At 35.1% G+C, this 17,680-nt stretch carries 17 protein-coding genes; 9 read left to right on the top strand and 8 right to left on the bottom strand.

Features of this window, described 5'->3' with window-relative positions; genetic code table 11:
- Nucleotides 1–63: 63 nt before the first annotated feature.
- From nqrF to H4O20_RS04565, 6 genes are all read right to left on the bottom strand, one after another.
- On the bottom strand, nucleotides 64–1,374 hold the full coding sequence (gene nqrF / locus H4O20_RS04590) for an NADH:ubiquinone reductase (Na(+)-transporting) subunit F (protein WP_185098426.1): 1,311 nt from the start codon (nucleotides 1,372–1,374) through the stop codon (nucleotides 64–66).
- 1 nt (nucleotide 1,375) lies between these two features.
- The gene (gene nqrE, locus H4O20_RS04585; RefSeq protein ID WP_165146986.1) at nucleotides 1,376–2,116 is read right to left on the bottom strand and encodes an NADH:ubiquinone reductase (Na(+)-transporting) subunit E; all 741 of its coding nucleotides are present in this window, start codon (nucleotides 2,114–2,116) and stop codon (nucleotides 1,376–1,378) included.
- Between the two features lie 74 nt (nucleotides 2,117–2,190).
- Complete coding sequence (locus tag H4O20_RS04580; protein ID WP_139855814.1) at nucleotides 2,191–2,835, bottom strand: NADH:ubiquinone reductase (Na(+)-transporting) subunit D; 645 nt, start codon at nucleotides 2,833–2,835, stop codon at nucleotides 2,191–2,193.
- Between the two features lie 3 nt (nucleotides 2,836–2,838).
- The gene (locus H4O20_RS04575) at nucleotides 2,839–3,588 is read right to left on the bottom strand and encodes a Na(+)-translocating NADH-quinone reductase subunit C (protein WP_139855813.1); all 750 of its coding nucleotides are present in this window, start codon (nucleotides 3,586–3,588) and stop codon (nucleotides 2,839–2,841) included.
- 2 nt (nucleotides 3,589–3,590) lie between these two features.
- The gene (locus H4O20_RS04570) at nucleotides 3,591–4,790 is read right to left on the bottom strand and encodes an NADH:ubiquinone reductase (Na(+)-transporting) subunit B (protein WP_185098425.1); all 1,200 of its coding nucleotides are present in this window, start codon (nucleotides 4,788–4,790) and stop codon (nucleotides 3,591–3,593) included.
- A 5-nt stretch (nucleotides 4,791–4,795) separates the two neighbouring features.
- Nucleotides 4,796–6,148, bottom strand: coding sequence for a Na(+)-translocating NADH-quinone reductase subunit A (locus H4O20_RS04565; RefSeq protein ID WP_139855811.1), 1,353 nt, complete (start codon nucleotides 6,146–6,148; stop codon nucleotides 4,796–4,798).
- Between the two features lie 356 nt (nucleotides 6,149–6,504).
- On the opposite strand from H4O20_RS04565, the gene H4O20_RS04560 reads away from it, so the two are divergent.
- The 7 genes from H4O20_RS04560 to apaG all read left to right on the top strand — a co-directional run bounded on the left by H4O20_RS04560 (nucleotide 6,505) and on the right by apaG (nucleotide 13,146).
- Entirely contained in the window at nucleotides 6,505–8,007 is a 1,503-nt protein-coding gene (locus H4O20_RS04560; protein WP_185098424.1) for an NAD(P)/FAD-dependent oxidoreductase, read from the top strand.
- A 116-nt stretch (nucleotides 8,008–8,123) separates the two neighbouring features.
- Nucleotides 8,124–8,630, top strand: a complete 507-nt coding sequence (locus tag H4O20_RS04555) for a M23 family metallopeptidase (protein WP_221442711.1) — start codon at nucleotides 8,124–8,126, stop codon at nucleotides 8,628–8,630.
- 194 nt (nucleotides 8,631–8,824) lie between these two features.
- On the top strand, nucleotides 8,825–9,304 hold the full coding sequence (locus tag H4O20_RS04550; RefSeq protein ID WP_221442709.1) for a DIP1984 family protein: 480 nt from the start codon (nucleotides 8,825–8,827) through the stop codon (nucleotides 9,302–9,304).
- 217 nt (nucleotides 9,305–9,521) lie between these two features.
- Nucleotides 9,522–10,232, top strand: coding sequence for a membrane or secreted protein (locus tag H4O20_RS04545; RefSeq protein WP_185098423.1), 711 nt, complete (start codon nucleotides 9,522–9,524; stop codon nucleotides 10,230–10,232).
- A 146-nt stretch (nucleotides 10,233–10,378) separates the two neighbouring features.
- The gene (locus H4O20_RS04540; protein WP_185098422.1) at nucleotides 10,379–11,632 is read left to right on the top strand and encodes a DUF5103 domain-containing protein; all 1,254 of its coding nucleotides are present in this window, start codon (nucleotides 10,379–10,381) and stop codon (nucleotides 11,630–11,632) included.
- A gap of 28 nt (nucleotides 11,633–11,660) precedes the next feature.
- Nucleotides 11,661–12,755: a DUF3667 domain-containing protein gene (locus tag H4O20_RS04535; protein WP_139855805.1), complete on the top strand. Its 1,095-nt coding sequence runs from the start codon at nucleotides 11,661–11,663 to the stop codon at nucleotides 12,753–12,755.
- Between the two features lie 4 nt (nucleotides 12,756–12,759).
- Nucleotides 12,760–13,146 (top strand): Co2+/Mg2+ efflux protein ApaG, encoded by a 387-nt coding sequence (apaG, locus tag H4O20_RS04530; RefSeq protein ID WP_139855804.1) that lies wholly within the window; start codon nucleotides 12,760–12,762, stop codon nucleotides 13,144–13,146.
- Here the strand turns inward: apaG and H4O20_RS04525 are convergent.
- Nucleotides 13,143–13,847 carry an NRDE family protein gene (locus tag H4O20_RS04525; RefSeq protein ID WP_185098421.1) on the bottom strand — a complete coding sequence of 235 codons (705 nt, stop codon included), beginning with the start codon at nucleotides 13,845–13,847 and terminating at the stop codon, nucleotides 13,143–13,145. The genes apaG and H4O20_RS04525 overlap by 4 nt on opposite strands.
- 179 nt (nucleotides 13,848–14,026) lie before the next feature.
- Here H4O20_RS04525 and pruA point away from each other — a divergent pair, with 179 nt between their 5' ends.
- Entirely contained in the window at nucleotides 14,027–15,652 is a 1,626-nt protein-coding gene (gene pruA, locus H4O20_RS04520; RefSeq protein ID WP_185098420.1) for an L-glutamate gamma-semialdehyde dehydrogenase, read from the top strand.
- Between the two features lie 78 nt (nucleotides 15,653–15,730).
- Here the strand turns inward: pruA and H4O20_RS04515 are convergent, their stop codons facing one another.
- The gene (locus tag H4O20_RS04515) at nucleotides 15,731–17,032 is read right to left on the bottom strand and encodes an Omp28-related outer membrane protein (RefSeq protein ID WP_185098419.1); all 1,302 of its coding nucleotides are present in this window, start codon (nucleotides 17,030–17,032) and stop codon (nucleotides 15,731–15,733) included.
- A gap of 160 nt (nucleotides 17,033–17,192) precedes the next feature.
- Here H4O20_RS04515 and H4O20_RS04510 point away from each other — a divergent pair, with 160 nt between their 5' ends.
- Nucleotides 17,193–17,675 carry a TlpA disulfide reductase family protein gene (locus H4O20_RS04510; RefSeq protein ID WP_165146953.1) on the top strand — a complete coding sequence of 161 codons (483 nt, stop codon included), beginning with the start codon at nucleotides 17,193–17,195 and terminating at the stop codon, nucleotides 17,673–17,675.
- Nucleotides 17,676–17,680: the final 5 nt, after the last annotated feature.

Below are 17,680 nucleotides of genomic sequence, written 5' to 3'. Positions count from 1 at the left end.
GATTACGTTATACAAAAAAACCGTTTCAAAATTGAAACGGTTTTTAAATATTTAAGATGACTATTATCCTCCGAAATCATCGAAACGGATGTTCTCATCTGGGATTCCGAAGTCTTCACCCATTTTTTGAACAGCTTGGTTCATCAATGGAGGACCACAGAAATACAATTCGATATCTTCTGGAGTATCATGGTGGTTTAGGTAGTTATCGATAACTACTTGGTGAATAAACCCTACGAAACCGTCTCCTTCTTCATCGTGAATGTCCTTTTTCACTTTCCAATTATCTTCTTCTAATGGTTCAGATAATGCTAAGTAGAACTTAAAGTTCGGAAATTCGTTTTCTAATTCTTTAAAGTGATCTAAGTAGAAAAGCTCTCTCTTAGAACGTCCACCGTACCAATATGTAACTTTACGTCCTGTTTTTAAAGTTTTGAATAAGTGGTATAAGTGAGATCTCATTGGTGCCATTCCTGCTCCACCACCAACATAAAGCATTTCTGCTTCTGAAGGGTTGATAAAGAATTCACCGAAAGGACCAGAAATAACAACTTTATCACCTTCTTTACAGTTAAAGATGTACGATGAAGCAATACCTGGATTAACATCCATCCATCCACCTTTTGCACGATCGAATGGGGGAGTTGCAATACGAACGTTAAGCATAATCTCACGTCCTTCTGCTGGATAAGAAGCCATTGAGTAGGCTCTTTCAGTAACTTCGGTATTCTTCATCACAAGTGGCCAAAGTTTAAATTTATCCCACTCCTCTTGAAATTTGTCTGGTCTATCGTGCTCCTCAGGGTGGGCCGTAATATCCATATCTGAGAATTTAATCTCACATGGTGGAATTTCAATTTGAATATACCCTCCAGCTTTATAGTTCATATCCTCAGGGATTTCAACTACAAATTCTTTAATAAAAGATGCAACGTTGTAGTTTCTAACCACAGTAGCATCCCATTTTTTAATTCCGAAGATTTCTTCTGGAATTGAAATATTCATATCCTGCTTAACTTTCACTTGGCAAGAAAGACGTGCACCTTCTTGTAACTCTTTACGAGTAAAGTGAGGAGTTTCTGTAGGTAATGCTTCACCACCCCCTGATAATACGTGGCATTCACATTGAATACATGTTCCACCTCCACCACAAGCAGATGGTAAGAATATTTTTTCGTTACTTAAAGTAGTTAGAAGTGAGCCACCACTTTCTACTTCAATCACCTTTTCGTCGTTGATAGTAATCTTTACAGGACCAGATGGTGATAATTTTTGTTTGGTAAAGAGTAATAGTGAAACCAATAACAAGATTAGCACTAAAAAGGCTACAACTGTTACTATAATTACTCCGAGTGTACTTACTGCTAAAAACATACTATTGCTTCGTTATAGTTGAAACTTCAACCGTTTTCACGGCCTCTGTATTTTCATTTTGAATTTGTTCAGTTTGAATCCCTAAGTTTTCAGGATTTCCTTCTAATGAAGATGTGTCCTCATCACCACCGGTTAACATACCACCGAAACTCATAAATCCAATCGCCATTAAACCAGTAATGATAAATGTAATTCCCAATCCTCTTAATGGTGCTGGAACATTTGAGTAACGGATTTTTTCACGAATTGCTGCTATAGCAAGAATAGCTAAAAACCAACCAATTCCTGAGCTTATTCCGTAGTTTAATGCCAACCCTAAAGTTTCGATTTCTCTAGATTGCATAAATAATGATCCTCCTAATATCGCACAGTTTACAGCAATAAGCGGTAAGAAAATACCTAAAGAGTTATATAGTGAAGGTGAAAACTTCTCTACTACAATCTCTACTAGCTGAACCATAGTAGCAATGGTTGCAATAAAAAGAATGAATGATAGGAAGCTTAAGTCGTAAGAAGCATATTCTTCTCCTAACCAAATTAAAGCTCCTTCCTTTAATATATATTGATCTAAAAGCCAGTTTATAGGTACAGTAACTGCTAGTACGAAAATAACTGCAGCACCAAGACCAACAGCAGTTGATACTTTTTTAGACACCGCTAAGTAAGAACACATTCCAAGGAACGTGGCGAATACCATGTTGTCTATAAATATCGATTTAAAAAATAACTCTACGTGTTCCATTTGTTCAGTAATTGAGTTTGCAGCTTCAGTTAAAAAATAGGAAAACCTACTACAACCGTCATCTGCCTAGTTTGTTATTCCTCTATTAAGTCTTTGTTTCTTGCGCGTTGTACCCAAATGATTAATCCTACGATAATCAAAGCCATTGGAGACAATAGCATGAATCCATTGTTTTCATATCCTATAGCATAAAGCCCAGTTTTCGTAATTGGATCTCCAAGCACTTGATATCCTAAAAGTGTTCCAGAACCAAGTAACTCTCTAAAGAAACCAACGATTACAAGTATAAGACCATAACCTGCAGCGTTTCCAATACCATCTAAGAATGATCTCCAAGGACCGTTAGCTAATGCAAAGGCCTCAAAACGACCCATGATAATACAGTTAGTAATAATCAAACCAATAAATACAGAAAGTTCTTTACTTAACGAGTAAGCAAAAGCCTTCAATACTTGATCTACAACAATTACCAAAGAGGCAACTACTACCAACTGAACGATAATTCTAATTTTTGAAGGTATTATATTACGCATTAACGATATAACCACGTTACCAATCCCCATTACTGCAAGTACCGAAATGGCCATTACAATTGAAGCTTTAAGTTGGGCTGTAATAGCTAATGCAGAGCAAATTCCTAAAACCTGAATTGTAATAGGGTTATTATCCGCTAGAGGATCTAGAATAAGCTTACTGTCTTTTTTTGATAGCAATCCCATAATTTATTGATTTAAAGATTTTAAATAAGGAAGGTACATTCTCATATCCTTTTTAATCATTGCTGTTACTCCATCACCAGTGATAGTTGCTCCAGCAATAGCATCAACCTTATTGTCGGTTTTATTTTCGTTAACAGGGTCGTTATTACCTTTTGCTACGGTAATTCCTTTAAAAGTATCGCCATCTAAGATGTGTTCACCTGTAAAGTCGTCCATAAAGTAGCGTTGCTTAATCTCAGCTCCAAGACCTGGAGTTTCCCCAGCGTGATCGAAGAACACACCTTGTACTACTAACGATTTATCAACAGCTACAAAGCCCCAAATTGCATCCCAAAGACCTTTACCCCTCATAGGAATTACATAAAGAGTTTTACCATCTTTCTCTCCTACGAATAAAGGAAGTCTACGCTTGTAGTTTGGGTCTTTAGCTTTAGCTTCTTCTTGTTTAATATCTATTAAATACGCTTCCGGATCTTCTGTTACTTCTTCACCTTGGATTACTAATTGCTTAGTAATGTATTTTGAAAAAGCTTCTTCAACTTTATCGGTAGAAATAAATGTGATATCACCATCACCTTCATTACCATTAACATCCATAGCGTAAAGAATGTTTTGCATCTTTTCAAAACGCTCATTTAGTGTTATTTTACTTTTTAACCCTTGTGCAACACCGGCTAAAAGTGATCCCACTACAATAACCATAATCACTGCAAAGATTATAGTATATGAGTTTTTATCTGTTTTCTTTGACATGATTACGCTGTTTTAGCTTTTAAACGTTTCATTCTCTTCTTAATATTTCCTTGTACCACGTAATGGTCAATTGTTGGTGCAAATACGTTCATCAACAATATTGCAAGCATTACACCTTCGGGGTAAGCCGGGTTAAACACTCGAATTAGCACCGAAATAAACCCTATAAAGAAACCGTAATACCATTTACCCATATTGGTTTGCGAACCTGTAACTGGATCTGTTGCCATATAAACGATACCGAAAGCTAAACCACCAATCACTAGGTGATGCCAGAATGTTTCGCTCATTAATCCGTAGAAAGTATTTCCTTCTTGAATCCAACCAGCATTTACAACACCGTTAAAGATAAGCCCCATTGCTAAGGTACCAATAACCGCTGAAAGCATAATTCTCCAGCTTCCAATTTTTGTGTAAATTAAAAACGCTGCGCCTAATAGTATTAAGAAAGTAGAAGTTTCTCCTACCGATCCAGGTATAAAGCCCCAGAAACTATCCCATATACTATAAATAGGTTCTTGGTTTTGAGCTAAGCTACCTAATATTGTTTCTCCTGAAATTGCATCAGGTTGTCCAGTCATTTCTTTAGCACCGTGTACCCAAACTTTATCTCCACTCATCCAAGTTGGGTAAGCAAAGAATAAGAAAGCACGAATTGTAAGCGCTGGGTTAAGGATATTCATCCCTGTTCCACCAAAAACTTCTTTACCAATTACAACACCAAAAATTACCGCCACAGTAAGCATCCAAAGTGGAATATCAATAGGAACAATAAGTGGCACAAGCATACCCGTTACCAAGTACCCTTCTTCTACCTCATGTTTGTTGATAATTGCAAAAATAAATTCTATTAAAAGACCAACTCCGTATGAAATTATAACCAAAGGCAACACCTTCAATGCACCTAGAGCAAAGTTGTCCCAAGTAAAGAAGTTAGCAAAAGGATCTAATCGCAAAGTTCCATCTATAGCAGCATAATGCTGATATCCGGCGTTAAAAATTCCGAAAATTAAACAAGGAACAAGCGCCATAATAACCGTGTTCATAGTTCGCTTTAAATCGTCCACTACTCGAACGTGCGAACCAGAATGTGTGGTTTCATTCGGCATATACAAGAAGGTATGCAACGCATTAAATGCAGGAGCCATTTTTGTACCTCTGTACTTTTCCTTTAGCTTATGTAAATTCTGTTTCAATCCCATAGCAATTATCCTATTTCTTTATACATTATGTCAAGACCGTTTCTAATGATCTGTTGGTGTGGTTGCTTACTTACGCAAACAAATTCTGTAAGCGCAAAATCTTCTGGTGCTACCTCATACATCCCCATAGCTTCCATTTGATCTAAATCTTTAACCATACAAGCTTTAAGCATTTGTAATGGATACATATCTAATGGAAAAACTTCTTCATAGATACCAGTCATCACGAAAGCTCTATGCTCTCCGTTAGTATTTGTATCTAGATCGTATACTTTATTTGGCATTAACCAAGAGAATGTTAACGCTCTTGAAGTAGATATTTTATCAAAAACAGGCTTATTCCAACCAAATAATTCGTAGTCATCACCTTCTGGAATTACAGTTACAGTATTGCTGTAATATCCTAAATGACCTTTTGGTGAAATTTTAGCTCCAGTAAGAACATCACCACTAATAACGCGTACGTTCTCACTGTTAAGACCAGAGTCATACAAGAATGTAGAAACCTCTGAACCTATTTTAGTTTTATAATATTTTGGAGCTTTTACTTCTGAACCTGAAAGAGCAACAGTTCTTTCAGCATTAAACTTACCAGTTAGCAATAACTCACCAATAATCACAAGATCTTGTGGCGCAACAGTCCAAACAACCTCACCCTTATTAACTGGTTGAATCTTGTTTATTAGCGTACCAACATTACCTGCTGGGTGCGGTCCTGAAACAGTATGCAGTGTAATATCTTTTAAACCTTTAAAAGGAGAACTTCCACTTTTACCAACACCAACATGCAGCTGTCCTTTAGTAAGTTTACTAAGAGCAGTTACAGCAGCTTGAAGCTCTTTTTCTTTACCATTTAAAGAAAAATCAACATCGTTGGCTAAAGGCGCAGTAGTATTTGCTGAAACATAGATAGCTTCTGGCTCTTGCTCAGTATTGGCAATAACCGCATATGGTCGCTGCATAATAAATGGCCAGCAACCAGATTCTAGCAACCTAGCTTTAATAGCATCAGCACTTGAAGATTCTGGGTTTAAAACACCAAAATCCTTATAAGTATCCTGCGTATCCGCTTCGATTAAAAGGTTAGTAATTACACGTTTTGCACCGCGCTCTATTTTAGTAAGAGTACCACTTACAGGTGAAACAAATTTTATCGATTCGTTACTCTTTGAGTAGAAAATGGTGTCACCAGCTTGAAACTTATCGCCTTCTCTAAGCACCATTTTCGGGATGATAAGATGAAAATCCGACGGTTTTATAGAAAAAGTTCTAGATCTTGGTGCGCTAGAAATTGTCTTTTCCGCTTCACCCTTCAGCTTAATAGTGAGACCTTTTTTAATTTTAATGTCTTTGGACATAATATAGATATTAATAATGCCTTTATATCACCTTAATAAACCCAAAATAATATATCCTCTGAGTTTAAGGGCGTGCAAATTTATAAATTAAAACCACCATTGCACAACAAATGAGTATAATTTTATTTCAGAAAAATAAGATTAGGCAAATTAAAAAGGGTTTAAAAGATTGTGTAACTTAAAAATTGCTTATTTTACATCAAAAAATAAATTTATCACAAGTTTCTTTATTCTGTCCTTTGATTAAAAAAATATTATCTTCCATCCAATACCTTCAGCTACAACCACAAAAAATAATTACTATTGCGCTATAAAAAAATGCAACACAGTTTATTTTGATTGTTTTATTATTATCAATGGAACAATATCAAAATAAGCAAACAGAAGTTAGAAGGGTGGAAAATGAAAAAAATTATTGGGCTGCTTGCAATAATTGTAAAGGGCGTGGCAAAACACGTCAAAAACTCAGCATAAAAGCTAGAAAACGCTATCAAAATGAATTAGATGAATTTAAAAATTCAACTACTAAAACCAAAGCCCCCACTCGGGCTAAAGCTCCTTCTAAACCTTGTACAACTTGTGAAGGAACAGGAATAATTCCTTCAAAAAGCCATCCAATCCCGGATAGTGAAACAATGCCACATATAGCAATTATTGGTGGCGGAATAGGTGGCGCAGCTCTTGCCATAGCTTGTTTACATCGCGGCATCCCCTATACTCTTTATGAACGAGACGATGATTTCGACACTCGATCTCAAGGCTACGGACTCACACTTCAACAAGCCAGTAAAGCCATTGCTGCATTAGGAATTCTCTCCTTAAAAGATGGCGTGATATCAAACAGACATCTAGTTCATACTGTAGAAGGAAAAATTATTGGAGAATGGGGAATGAGAAAATGGATTAAACCTGATTCAAAAAAGACTTCAAAAAAAACTAATATTCATATCGCAAGGCAATCCCTACGCTTGGCCTTACTTGAGCAGCTAGATTCAAAAAACTCAATTCAGTGGGGCCACAAATTAATTGACCTTAAGGAAAGAAAAGATAGTAGCGTTGACTTAAAATTTTTAGAAAACGGGAAAACTAAAACAGCAAGAGCTGATCTCGTTGTAGGTGCAGACGGCATTCGTAGCTCAGTGAGGAAGCTTATAATTGGTGAAATTATTTCTCCATTACGACATCTTGATTGTATTGTAATTCTTGGAGTTTGCTCTTTAGAATCCCTAAAAAACATTGATAACTCACTTTTAGATTCTAAAACAGTATTTCAAACCGCAAATGGCAACGAACGTATATACGTTATGCCTTTCACTTCAGATACTGTTATGTGGCAACTTAGCTTTCCAATGTCGGAAAAACATGCAAAATCATTAAGTGAAAAAGGAGCTAAAACGTTAAAGGAAGAAGCAATCAAAAGAACTCAGTGGCATTCTCCTATCCCTCAAATTATTAGTGCTACGGAAGAAGCTCAAATTTCTGGATATCCAGTTTACGACCGAGAATTACTCGATCCAAAATTATTAAAGAAATGTGGGGCAATCACCTTAATTGGAGATGCTGCCCACCCTATGAGTCCTTTTAAAGGTCAAGGTGCCAATCAAGCACTATTGGACGCACTTTCCCTGGCAAGAAAAACATCCATAGGTTGCAATGCCTCACCCCATTGGAGAAAAGCAGGAATAAGAGAAAGCGTTTTAAATGATTTCGAAGCTGATATGATAAAGCGAAGTGCTTCAAAAGTAAAAGACTCTGCAGCGGCCGCAAAATTCCTTCATTCTGAAATTGCACTCCATAAAGGAAACGAACCTAGAGGACGAGTTTTAAAAAGAAAAAATAATTCCAATAACGCCGAATAAACCTAATATATTGAATACACAATTTGAGGGAAGTATAAAGTATAAATCTTTTATTATTTCACATTAGGAATTTATTTATTTTAGCTATCAATTAAAACTTAGCTTAATCTTTACTGTTGAAAAAGAAACTTCTATTTACATTATTATCGATACTAATTATAGGTTTTTTAATTCCACAAAATTTAAAAATGCCTGTAAAAGATGCCACTAAGCATGATTATAATAATGATTCGTTTTGGTATTACCCGTGGGGGAAATCTGTTACACATAAAGGTGTAGATGTATTCGCTAAAAAACGAACTTCAATATATTCGGCTACAAATGGACTTGTATTATTTTCAGGAGAAGTGCCTATAGGAGGAAAAATAGTTTTAGTACTTGGACCAAAATGGCGGTTACATTATTACGCTCACCTAAATGATTTAAACACTTCTTTGTTGCCTTTTGTAAGTAAAAAATCTAAGATAGGTACAGTTGGAACCACTGGAAATGCTGCAGGAAAAACACCACATCTCCACTACTCTATTGTTACGATTATTCCGTATTTTTGGAGAATAGATTCCGACAAACAAGGTTGGAAAAAAATGTTTTATTTAAACCCTATTGAGTATTTCGAAAACTGATAAGTGGATATTTACAATTACTTTTTATAGCATTCTAGTATCACTCTAAACTTAGGTTAGCATTTCTTTACTATTTTGATACTGTAATCTGATTGTATATTTGCAAAGTCAATCAAAACGTAGAACCTCACTACAGGAGTTAAAGAAGGCTTCAAAAGTTCAGGAGCCTATTATGTAATTTTAATGGTGTTTTAATGTCCAATAATAACGATCAAATAAATAAGAAAATGAAGCTTGCTGAAGGACTTTTGCTAAGAGCAGACTTATTGAAGAAAATTGAACATCTTCAAAATAGAATTAGACCTGTTTTAGTAGTTTCAGACGACAAACTACCTCAAGAAGATCCTGATAAATTGATAGCTCAGTTACGAAAAGCAATTCAAGATTTAGAAACCTTAATTATACGAATTAATAAAACCAACAACGAAACTTTAGTTGAAGGTGAAGGAGTTCTTATGGAAGCACTAGCGAAAAGAGATTCTTTAAAAATGATTTCTGAAAGACTAAGAAGAATAAGACTTGACGCACAGTTTGACAACAGTGGCGACAGTAATTTAAAAAATACAATTAGCATCAAAAAGCTTCAAAATGAAATGGATGAGACAGGAAGAGCTTTTAGAAAAATTGACAGCAAGATTCAAGAAATAAATTGGCTCACCGAGCTCAAAGATTAAACCGAAAGGCTAGGATGGTCGGGGCGAGTACCAGCCCCTTTTTGTGGTAGTTTTCGGGGCAAACTGAAAACACTACCAATACAGAAGCTGCTTGGGTTGCGGCAAAACGTACTGTTTAAGACCCATTACCGCTTACAACTTACAAGTGTATAATTTACAACTTACTACCAGGTACTAACCGATCATTCTTTTTATCAATCATTTAATTATTTAAATTATGAGAAGCTTTATAACTTTACTTTTGTTTGTCTTAATCTCCTTTAGCATAAATGCACAAAGTTTAATTGGCGCTTGGGAAAATTATTTAACATCTGAAGATAATGAAGAATTAAAGAATATAGTGATTTTTACAGATGGCTATTATTCATCCACTACTTTTAATGCCAAAACTGGAGAATTTATTAAAACGCATGGTGGTGCTTGGGAGTTAAATGGAAACATCCTAACACAACATTTAGAGTTTAACTCTACCAATTCATTTTCTGTAGGAAATCAAGAAAACCACAAAATACTGATCACCGAAACTGAAGTTAAATTTCCTTTAAACAACCAACGGTTAAAAAGAATAGATAAGGGTGAGCCTGGAAAATTACAAGGTGCTTGGTTGATGTCTGGACGAGTAAAAGACGGGAAAACTGAATTACGAGATTCCGACGGACCGAGAAAAACGATGAAAATTTTATCTGGAACTCGATTTCAGTGGATTGCTTATAATACCGAAACTAAACAATTTATGGGAACCGGCGGAGGTACTTACACTACCTTAGATGGTAACTACACCGAAAACATTGAATTCTTTTCTAAAGACAATACTAAAGTTGGACTAAACTTGAAATTTAACTATAAGCTGAAAAATGGAGATTGGAACCACTCAGGATTTTCAAGCAAAGGTGACCCCATAAATGAAATATGGAGCCTTCGAGAATAGTAGATTATAAAACGCACCAAAAATTTATACAATAAACCTAAATTAATTTTCTTTTCAGCTTCAAAAGCAACATTCACAAGACAACGGTTGCTTAACATAATAAACAGGCATAAAATTTGTTTATCTTAGCTCCATAAATCAACATTATGCTAAAATCGATCCTACGTATTCTCATAATTATTATTACCGTGCCTCAGGCTTCGGCTCAAATTACTGAAAAAGTAGAACCACCCTACATTCAAACTGTACAATTTAAAGGTGCTACAGAATTAAGTGAATTACCAATAATCAGATTAGGACAATCTCTAGAATTAACGTTCGATGCGTTAAATGGAGATGAAGCAGATTACTTTTATAGAATCACTCACCACAATTTTGATTGGACCCCTTCAGACCTTTCAAAAAGTGAATATTTAGATGGATTTGACGATGTTCGAATTACCGAATATCAAAACTCATTAAACACACTTCAAATATATTCACATTACAAACTAATCATCCCTAACCGAGACACTCGAACAATTAAAAAAAGCGGGAATTATTTACTAAGCATATTTAGTAGTAATGGAGATTTAATTTTTACTAGAAAATTCTTAGTCGTAGAGGATATCGCATCGGTTGGAGTTGAAATTAAGCGTGCACGAGATCTAAATGTTATCGATGAAAAACAAGTAGTTCAATTTACTGTAAACTCACAAAGCCTATTATTGAGAAACCCTAAGCAAAGCGTAAAAACCCTAGTACTTCAAAACAGCAACCTTAAAACCGCTATAACAGACCTTGTTCCACAATACACTATGGGGAATGAGCTTATTTATAAGTATGACAAAGAAGCTGCATTTGGAGGCGGAAATGAATTTTTAGCTTTCGACAACAAGGATGAGCGTTCAGCCTCAAACGGTATAAGGTCGATCGCCGTTACCGATTTATACGAAAATTATTTATTTACAAATATTCCAAGGTACAATAGACCTTACACCTACAACCCCGATATTAACGGTAATTTTGTGGTAAGGAATATTGATGCTAGAAATCAAGATATTGAAGCTGAATATGTTCGTATGTATTTCAACTTACAGTATTATGAAGATTTAGGCGACAAAGAGATTCACGTTTACGGCAACTTCAACAACTGGACCATAGACGGAAGCACGTACTTACGTTATGACAGTGAAAGTGATTCTTACAGAAATACTAGACTTTTCAAACAAGGGTTTTACAACTACAAATATGTGGTAGTAAATAGAGATGGAAGTATAGATGAAGGCGCTATCAGTGGAGATTTCTGGCAAACAGAAAACGATTATACCGTAGTAGTTTACTTCCGAGACCTTGGAGCTAGATACGATAGAATTATAGGAATTGGTCGTGCAAACTCAACCTCAATTACCAATAATTAATTTATAAATTTCACTTAATGACCGAGTGATGAGTAAAAGTAAGCCAAAAGTTCACGGTGGAAGAAAATCAATGCGATACCGCGGAACTAAATGCTTGAACTGTAATCAACCACTCGATAAAAGCGATGTTTACTGTCCATATTGCTCTCAACTTAATAGTGACAAACAACTTTCTGCCAAAGATTTTTTGGCAGAATTCCTTAGTAGTATTCTAGTTTATGACTCTCGAATACGCACAACATTCAAGGATTTACTATTTAGACCTGGTGTAATTACAAAGAACTATGTAAAAGGACAACGTCTTAAATACGCCAATCCCTTTCGCTTTTTTCTAAGTGTTTCTATTATTTATTTTCTTTTAGAAAGTTTTATAGGGTTTGTACAAACCTCAGAAAAGTCTAGGTCATTCAGTCTAAACAATGATGTTGAAAATGGCGTTTCGATGGATTCGCTAATTAATGAACAACCAGAGAATTTCATTTTAAATAGTTCTACTAATGAAGTTTCAAAAGCTAAAGAACTGGGCATATCACAATATTACTCAGATAAAACTTTAGATAGTTTATCATTTTTTGAAAGCTACAGTAAGCGCGGAAATATCTATTATTCTTATTATTTAAAAACTAAGATTGAAAACCCAATTGCAGCTCTTGATAGTTTAGGTCACATCAACACCTTTAAACACCGATGGCTTTATTCGCGATCTGTTTCGGTTTACAAAATAATTCACAATACAGACGAATTCTTCAACTATTTAAAAGCTAAATTGCCTTTTTTCTTATTCTTTTTTGCTCCAATTTATGCTTTGTTTTTTTGGCTATCCTACTCTCGAAATAAATACAATTTTATTGAACACGTAATTTTTGTATTTCATATTTTCAGTTTTATATTTCTTTATTTGATTATTTTCAGTATTCCTGATATAATCTTTAACTCCACTTTTTTTCAAACCCTTTTATTTGCCATCATTGGCCCATTATATTTTTACTTCGCACTGAAGAAATTTTATGGTCAGGGAAAGTGGACAACATTGTTTAAATTTGTATTTTTAAGCATTATATTCTCGCTGAGTTTTATGGTAGCAATAGGATTTTTTGTAGCGATAAGTGCAGCTTTATATTAACAAAATGGTACAACAGGTAACACAGGGAATTAAAATTTCAGTACTTACTGAATTTGACGGGACATTTTACAAAAACCGTAAAATGCAATATGCCTTTGCTTATAATATCACCATTGAAAACCAAGGAAAAGACACTGTTCAACTCACTTCGCGAAGATGGGTAATCAAAGACTCATTAAACAACACTGTGATAGTAGAAGGTGAAGGAGTTATTGGGCAAAAACCTATTCTAAAGCCTGGTGAAAGACATTCGTACACTAGTGGCTGCTTATTATTCTCACCTTTTGGCTCGATGAAAGGTCATTTTAACATGATAAATTTTGAATCTAATCGTAAATTTAGTGTTGCAATTCCGCTTTTTAACTTGAGCGCTCCCTTCTCATTGAATTAAAATGCTGTATTACTTACTTTATCAGTTTGCAAATCTTCATACCGCATTGAAATAGCATCGTTATTCTTAACAATCTGTGTAATACTTTTAGTTTTTACATATTCCCGATCCATTACTAAACTACTGTTGAAATCTCCATCTCCTGATGTTTTATGAAAATTTAGCAATTCATCTGCTGTAGGTCTAATAGTTTTGAATAAGAACTCTGAAAACCATTTCTCTCTTTTTTTCTTTAAAACTTCAGGGTACAATGGTGAGGAAGACCATATTTGAGGAGCTAAGGGTTCTTCAGAAAAATGATATTTTTCCCCGTCCCAAACTAATTTAAATAATCTAACACCATCATTCCAATCTACAAGTATAACGGTAAATGGTTCAATATCTTGGAAATTGTATTGTTCTATTTCCGATTTTAAATCGTTTGATCTCAAAATATCTTTTAGCACTACTCCTCTACTTTTACGATAAGATTGTTTGGGTTCGTGAGCCACAAAGCCTCCGTTCATTAATGAAGCAACTCGTTTTCTATCACTTACTCCTATCCAAGTTCCTCCCGCAACCGCATCTTTAGGATAAAGTAGTTTTACGCCATCTTCATTATAAATTTCAGGCGGTAAGGTTTCTCGACCTGGAGCTTCGTCACGATTAGAAGTTAATATAAATCCGTGATTTGATATAGGAGTGAAAGTTATAGTGCACATTATGATTTATTTATTAATCGAATCTACAAAAGGAAACTTAAAAACACCAATTTACTAGCTTTAAATGTAAAATTAGACTGATTACCAAATTTATCCATTTTGGAATTAAGAAATATGAAGATTAGGTGCTTCAAAAATTGTATCTTTGCAACCTTTAAGAACACAAAAATAATAATGTAATGGGAAAAGGATTTTTTGAAGTACCGATCGCTGTAAACGAACCTGTTAAGGACTACGCTCCTGGTTCACCAGAACGAGAAGAAGTACTTAAAACGTATAGAGAAATGTATAAGGCAGAAATTGAAGTGCCTTTATTTATCAACGGAAAAGAGGTTAAAACTAAAGAAACCGCTACAATGTCGCCTCCACACGATCACAAGCACGTGTTAGGTACTTACTATAAAGCTACTAAGAAAAATGTTGAAGAAGCAATTGAAACTGCTTTGGAAGCAAGAAAAAAATGGGCTGCAATGCAATGGGAACAACGTGCTGGAATCTTCCTTCGCGCTGCCGAACTAATTGCTGGACCATATAGAGCAAAAATAAACGCTGCTACCATGCTTGGGCAGTCTAAAAATATTTATCAAGCTGAAATTGATTCTGCTTGCGAGCTAATAGATTTCTTGCGTTTCAACGTTCAGTATATGACTGAAATCTATGCTGAGCAACCAGAATCTACATCTTCAGCTTGGAACAGAGTTGAATACCGTCCGCTAGAAGGATTTATTTATGCTATTACTCCATTCAACTTTACTGCCATTGCTGGGAACCTTCCTGCAAGCGCTGCATTAATGGGGAACGTAGTAGTTTGGAAACCAAGTAACACTCAGGTTTATTCAGCAAAAGTTATTATGGATGTATTCCGTGAAGCTGGTGTTCCTGCAGGAGTAATCAACATGGTAATGGGAGACGCTGTAATGATTTCAGATACGCTTATGGCAAGCCCAGATTTCAGTGGAGTTCACTTTACCGGTTCAACAGGAGTTTTCCAAGGTATTTGGCAGAAAATTGGAAACAATATTTCAAACTATAAAACTTACCCACGAATAGTAGGTGAAACTGGAGGTAAAGACTTTATTGTTGCTCATAAAACGTCCAACCCAAAACAAGTTGCTACTGCAATGGCCCGTGGAGCATTTGAATTCCAAGGTCAAAAATGTAGTGCAGCAAGCCGTTGCTACATTTCCAGTACAATTTGGGAAGATGTTAAAAAGCAATTGATTGAAGATGTTCGTTCATTCAAAATGGGTACTCCAGAAGATATGGGGAACTTTATTACTGCAGTAATTAATGAAAGTTCTTTCGATAAACTTGCAAGCTACATAGATCAAGCTAAGAAAGATAAAAACGCTGAAATTATTGTTGGAGGTGGATACGATAAGAGCAAAGGTTACTTTATCGAGCCTACTGTTATTGTAACTAAAGACCCTAAATACACTACTATGTGTACTGAGCTTTTCGGACCTGTTCTTACAGTTTATGTATATGAAGATAAAGACTGGACAGAAATGCTTGAATTAGTTGATGGAACTAGCGAATACGCATTGACAGGTGCTGTTTTCAGTGAAGATAGATATGCTTTAGAAGAAGCTGTAAAAGCTCTTGAAAACGCTGCAGGTAACTTCTATATCAACGACAAACCAACTGGAGCTGTTGTAGGCCAACAACCCTTTGGTGGAGCTCGTGCAAGTGGTACAAATGATAAAGCAGGTAGTAAACAAAACCTTTACCGTTGGATTTCTCCTAGATTGATAAAAGAAACTTTTGTTTCTCCTACAGATTATAGATATCCATTCTTAGGGTAACCTAAAATCATTTAAATAGAAAAAGCCCCGATTTGAAGTTTCAAATCGGGGCTTTTTTATGATCTATTTTAAAGATTTTTATTCAAAATTCTTAGTCTCATTAATACTTGCAAACTGAGAGTTTTTAGCATTGTTGTCCTGATCAACTACCATAACTACAAAACTTAAGTTTTCACCTACATAGTTAGAAGGAACTGTAAAGGTGTAGTTCTTTTTAAATTCTTGGAAAGCAGGTGTTGAAGGAATTGCATCTCCAAACAAGTCAGAAAGTGAATTTCTCAACGCATCATTGTGTACATAATCTTCAATCGGATTTCCTAGACCTTCATAAGGATGCCCAGGAGTTTCATTAAAGTAGTTAGCCTGTGGCGCAACAACGCCGTTTTCTAATAAGTAAACCACAACCTTATCACCAGGAGTTGAACCATTTTCGTAAACAACTTTTACTTCTACAGTTAAGTTAGCACCTGTAAGCTTTGAGTTAATTGCAATTGCAACATCAGTATCTGCACCTGCCATTGATAAAATTTGACCACTTGGATAAGGATCTGGCCAAGCTACTGTACGGTTAATTTGTCCTTTAGGGAAACCATTACTTACACCAAACATATCTTGTAATTCCTGAATTCTAGGGAAATCTAATGGATCTGGTAAACTTGCCGCAGTTTTATGAATTGCTACAATACTTACATGCTCTGTAGCAGCTCTTAACTCGTCTATAGCCAAAGCAACCGCTGGACAGAATCCACACCAAGTTCCTGTATAATCTTCAACTACTACTTTACGTTTTGGTATATATACTGCAAAATTCTTTGTTGCTGAAGTATAAGTTTCATTGTTTACTACATACTCTGCATAAACCTCAAAGTCTCCTATATTATTAGATGAATATGTATTACCTTCAATAGCTGTATTGTTAACATAAAAAGTAGCTTCGTCTGAAGTATCAGTACCTTCATTATCTAGTAGGCCAAATGTAACTGTTTGATTTCTCATTGCTTTAGTAACACTCACTGTTAACGCTCTTTCAGTTTCAGCAAGTACTTCAAACGTTAATACATTACTTACTACATCATCATATATAGCTTTTACTTGATAGTTACCTAGTTCAGCAAACGTGTAGCTACTACCTTCAATTTCAACATCATTTACTAGAATATTCGCCAGAGATGTATAGTCTTGATCGTCGTTACCTATAACAGTAAAATTAACCACTTGATCAATGCTCACAACTTCTAACTCTCCATTCCCAGCGTCACTTTTGAGTTCTAATACTAAAGCTGGTCCTTGCTCAACAAATGGATCTTCTTTTTTGCTACAAGAAACAGCTGCCAAAACCGCAAAAAGGAATAAAAATTTAAAATAGGGATGTGTTTTCATAATAAAATTAGTTTTTTAAAGTGTGCTAATATAGCGCAATTATAAAAAAATGTTAAAGAATAAATTGTTAAATCAATATTTTTTCAAAAAACCAATCTTTAATTCATTAAAAAAAACTTAATATTGCCAATATAAAGTTAAATTAAAACCTTATCACAAAATGAAAAAATTAATCCCTCTTTTACTTCTACTTGTATCTTTAGCTGCTACATCACAAAATGAAATGCCAAAAGTAAATCTTACGACAGTAGACGGTAATGTTTTTAACTCTTCAAGCATTTCAACCGATGACAAAGTGACTATTGTATCCTTATGGGCTACTTGGTGTGTGCCTTGTTTAAAAGAATTAGATGCAATTAGCGAAATTTACGACGAATGGCAAGAAGAAACTGGTGTTGAGCTTTACGCAATTTCTGTAGACGATAGTCGAACTGTAAAAAGAGTTAAGCCTTTAATTAATGGAAAAAGCTGGGATTACACTGTGCTTTTAGACACTAATAATGATTTTAAACGTGCTTTAGGTGCTGCAACCGTACCATTAACACTTCTTGTAAAAAACAACGAAATAGTTTATCGTCATTCTGGATATAGCCCTGGTGCAGAGTATGAACTTTATGAAAAAATAAAGGAATTCTCTAACTAATCTTT

This window comes from Aequorivita sp. 609 (assembly GCF_014212065.1).
Lineage (GTDB): Bacteria > Bacteroidota > Bacteroidia > Flavobacteriales > Flavobacteriaceae > Aequorivita > Aequorivita sinensis.
This window is presented reverse-complemented; position numbering and strand designations above follow the sequence as displayed.

Excerpts from the sequence above, each read along its gene's own strand:
- H4O20_RS04580 (WP_139855814.1), bottom strand. The coding sequence starts at position 2,835 with ATGGGATTGCTATCAAAAAAAGACAGTAAGCTTATTCTAGATCCTCTA.
- H4O20_RS04565 (WP_139855811.1), bottom strand. The coding sequence starts at position 6,148 with ATGTCCAAAGACATTAAAATTAAAAAAGGTCTCACTATTAAGCTGAAG.
- H4O20_RS04540 (WP_185098422.1), top strand. The coding sequence starts at position 10,379 with ATGCTAAAATCGATCCTACGTATTCTCATAATTATTATTACCGTGCCT.
- H4O20_RS04515 (WP_185098419.1), bottom strand. The coding sequence starts at position 17,032 with ATGAAAACACATCCCTATTTTAAATTTTTATTCCTTTTTGCGGTTTTG.
- apaG (WP_139855804.1), top strand. The coding sequence starts at position 12,760 with ATGGTACAACAGGTAACACAGGGAATTAAAATTTCAGTACTTACTGAA.
- H4O20_RS04525 (WP_185098421.1), bottom strand. The coding sequence starts at position 13,847 with ATGTGCACTATAACTTTCACTCCTATATCAAATCACGGATTTATATTA.
- H4O20_RS04560 (WP_185098424.1), top strand. The coding sequence starts at position 6,505 with ATGGAACAATATCAAAATAAGCAAACAGAAGTTAGAAGGGTGGAAAAT.
- nqrE (WP_165146986.1), bottom strand. The coding sequence starts at position 2,116 with ATGGAACACGTAGAGTTATTTTTTAAATCGATATTTATAGACAACATG.
- H4O20_RS04550 (WP_221442709.1), top strand. The coding sequence starts at position 8,825 with ATGTCCAATAATAACGATCAAATAAATAAGAAAATGAAGCTTGCTGAA.
- pruA (WP_185098420.1), top strand. The coding sequence starts at position 14,027 with ATGGGAAAAGGATTTTTTGAAGTACCGATCGCTGTAAACGAACCTGTT.
- H4O20_RS04545 (WP_185098423.1), top strand. The coding sequence starts at position 9,522 with ATGAGAAGCTTTATAACTTTACTTTTGTTTGTCTTAATCTCCTTTAGC.
- nqrF (WP_185098426.1), bottom strand. The coding sequence starts at position 1,374 with ATGTTTTTAGCAGTAAGTACACTCGGAGTAATTATAGTAACAGTTGTA.
- H4O20_RS04570 (WP_185098425.1), bottom strand. The coding sequence starts at position 4,790 with ATGGGATTGAAACAGAATTTACATAAGCTAAAGGAAAAGTACAGAGGT.
- H4O20_RS04535 (WP_139855805.1), top strand. The coding sequence starts at position 11,661 with ATGAGTAAAAGTAAGCCAAAAGTTCACGGTGGAAGAAAATCAATGCGA.
- H4O20_RS04510 (WP_165146953.1), top strand. The coding sequence starts at position 17,193 with ATGAAAAAATTAATCCCTCTTTTACTTCTACTTGTATCTTTAGCTGCT.
- H4O20_RS04575 (WP_139855813.1), bottom strand. The coding sequence starts at position 3,588 with ATGTCAAAGAAAACAGATAAAAACTCATATACTATAATCTTTGCAGTG.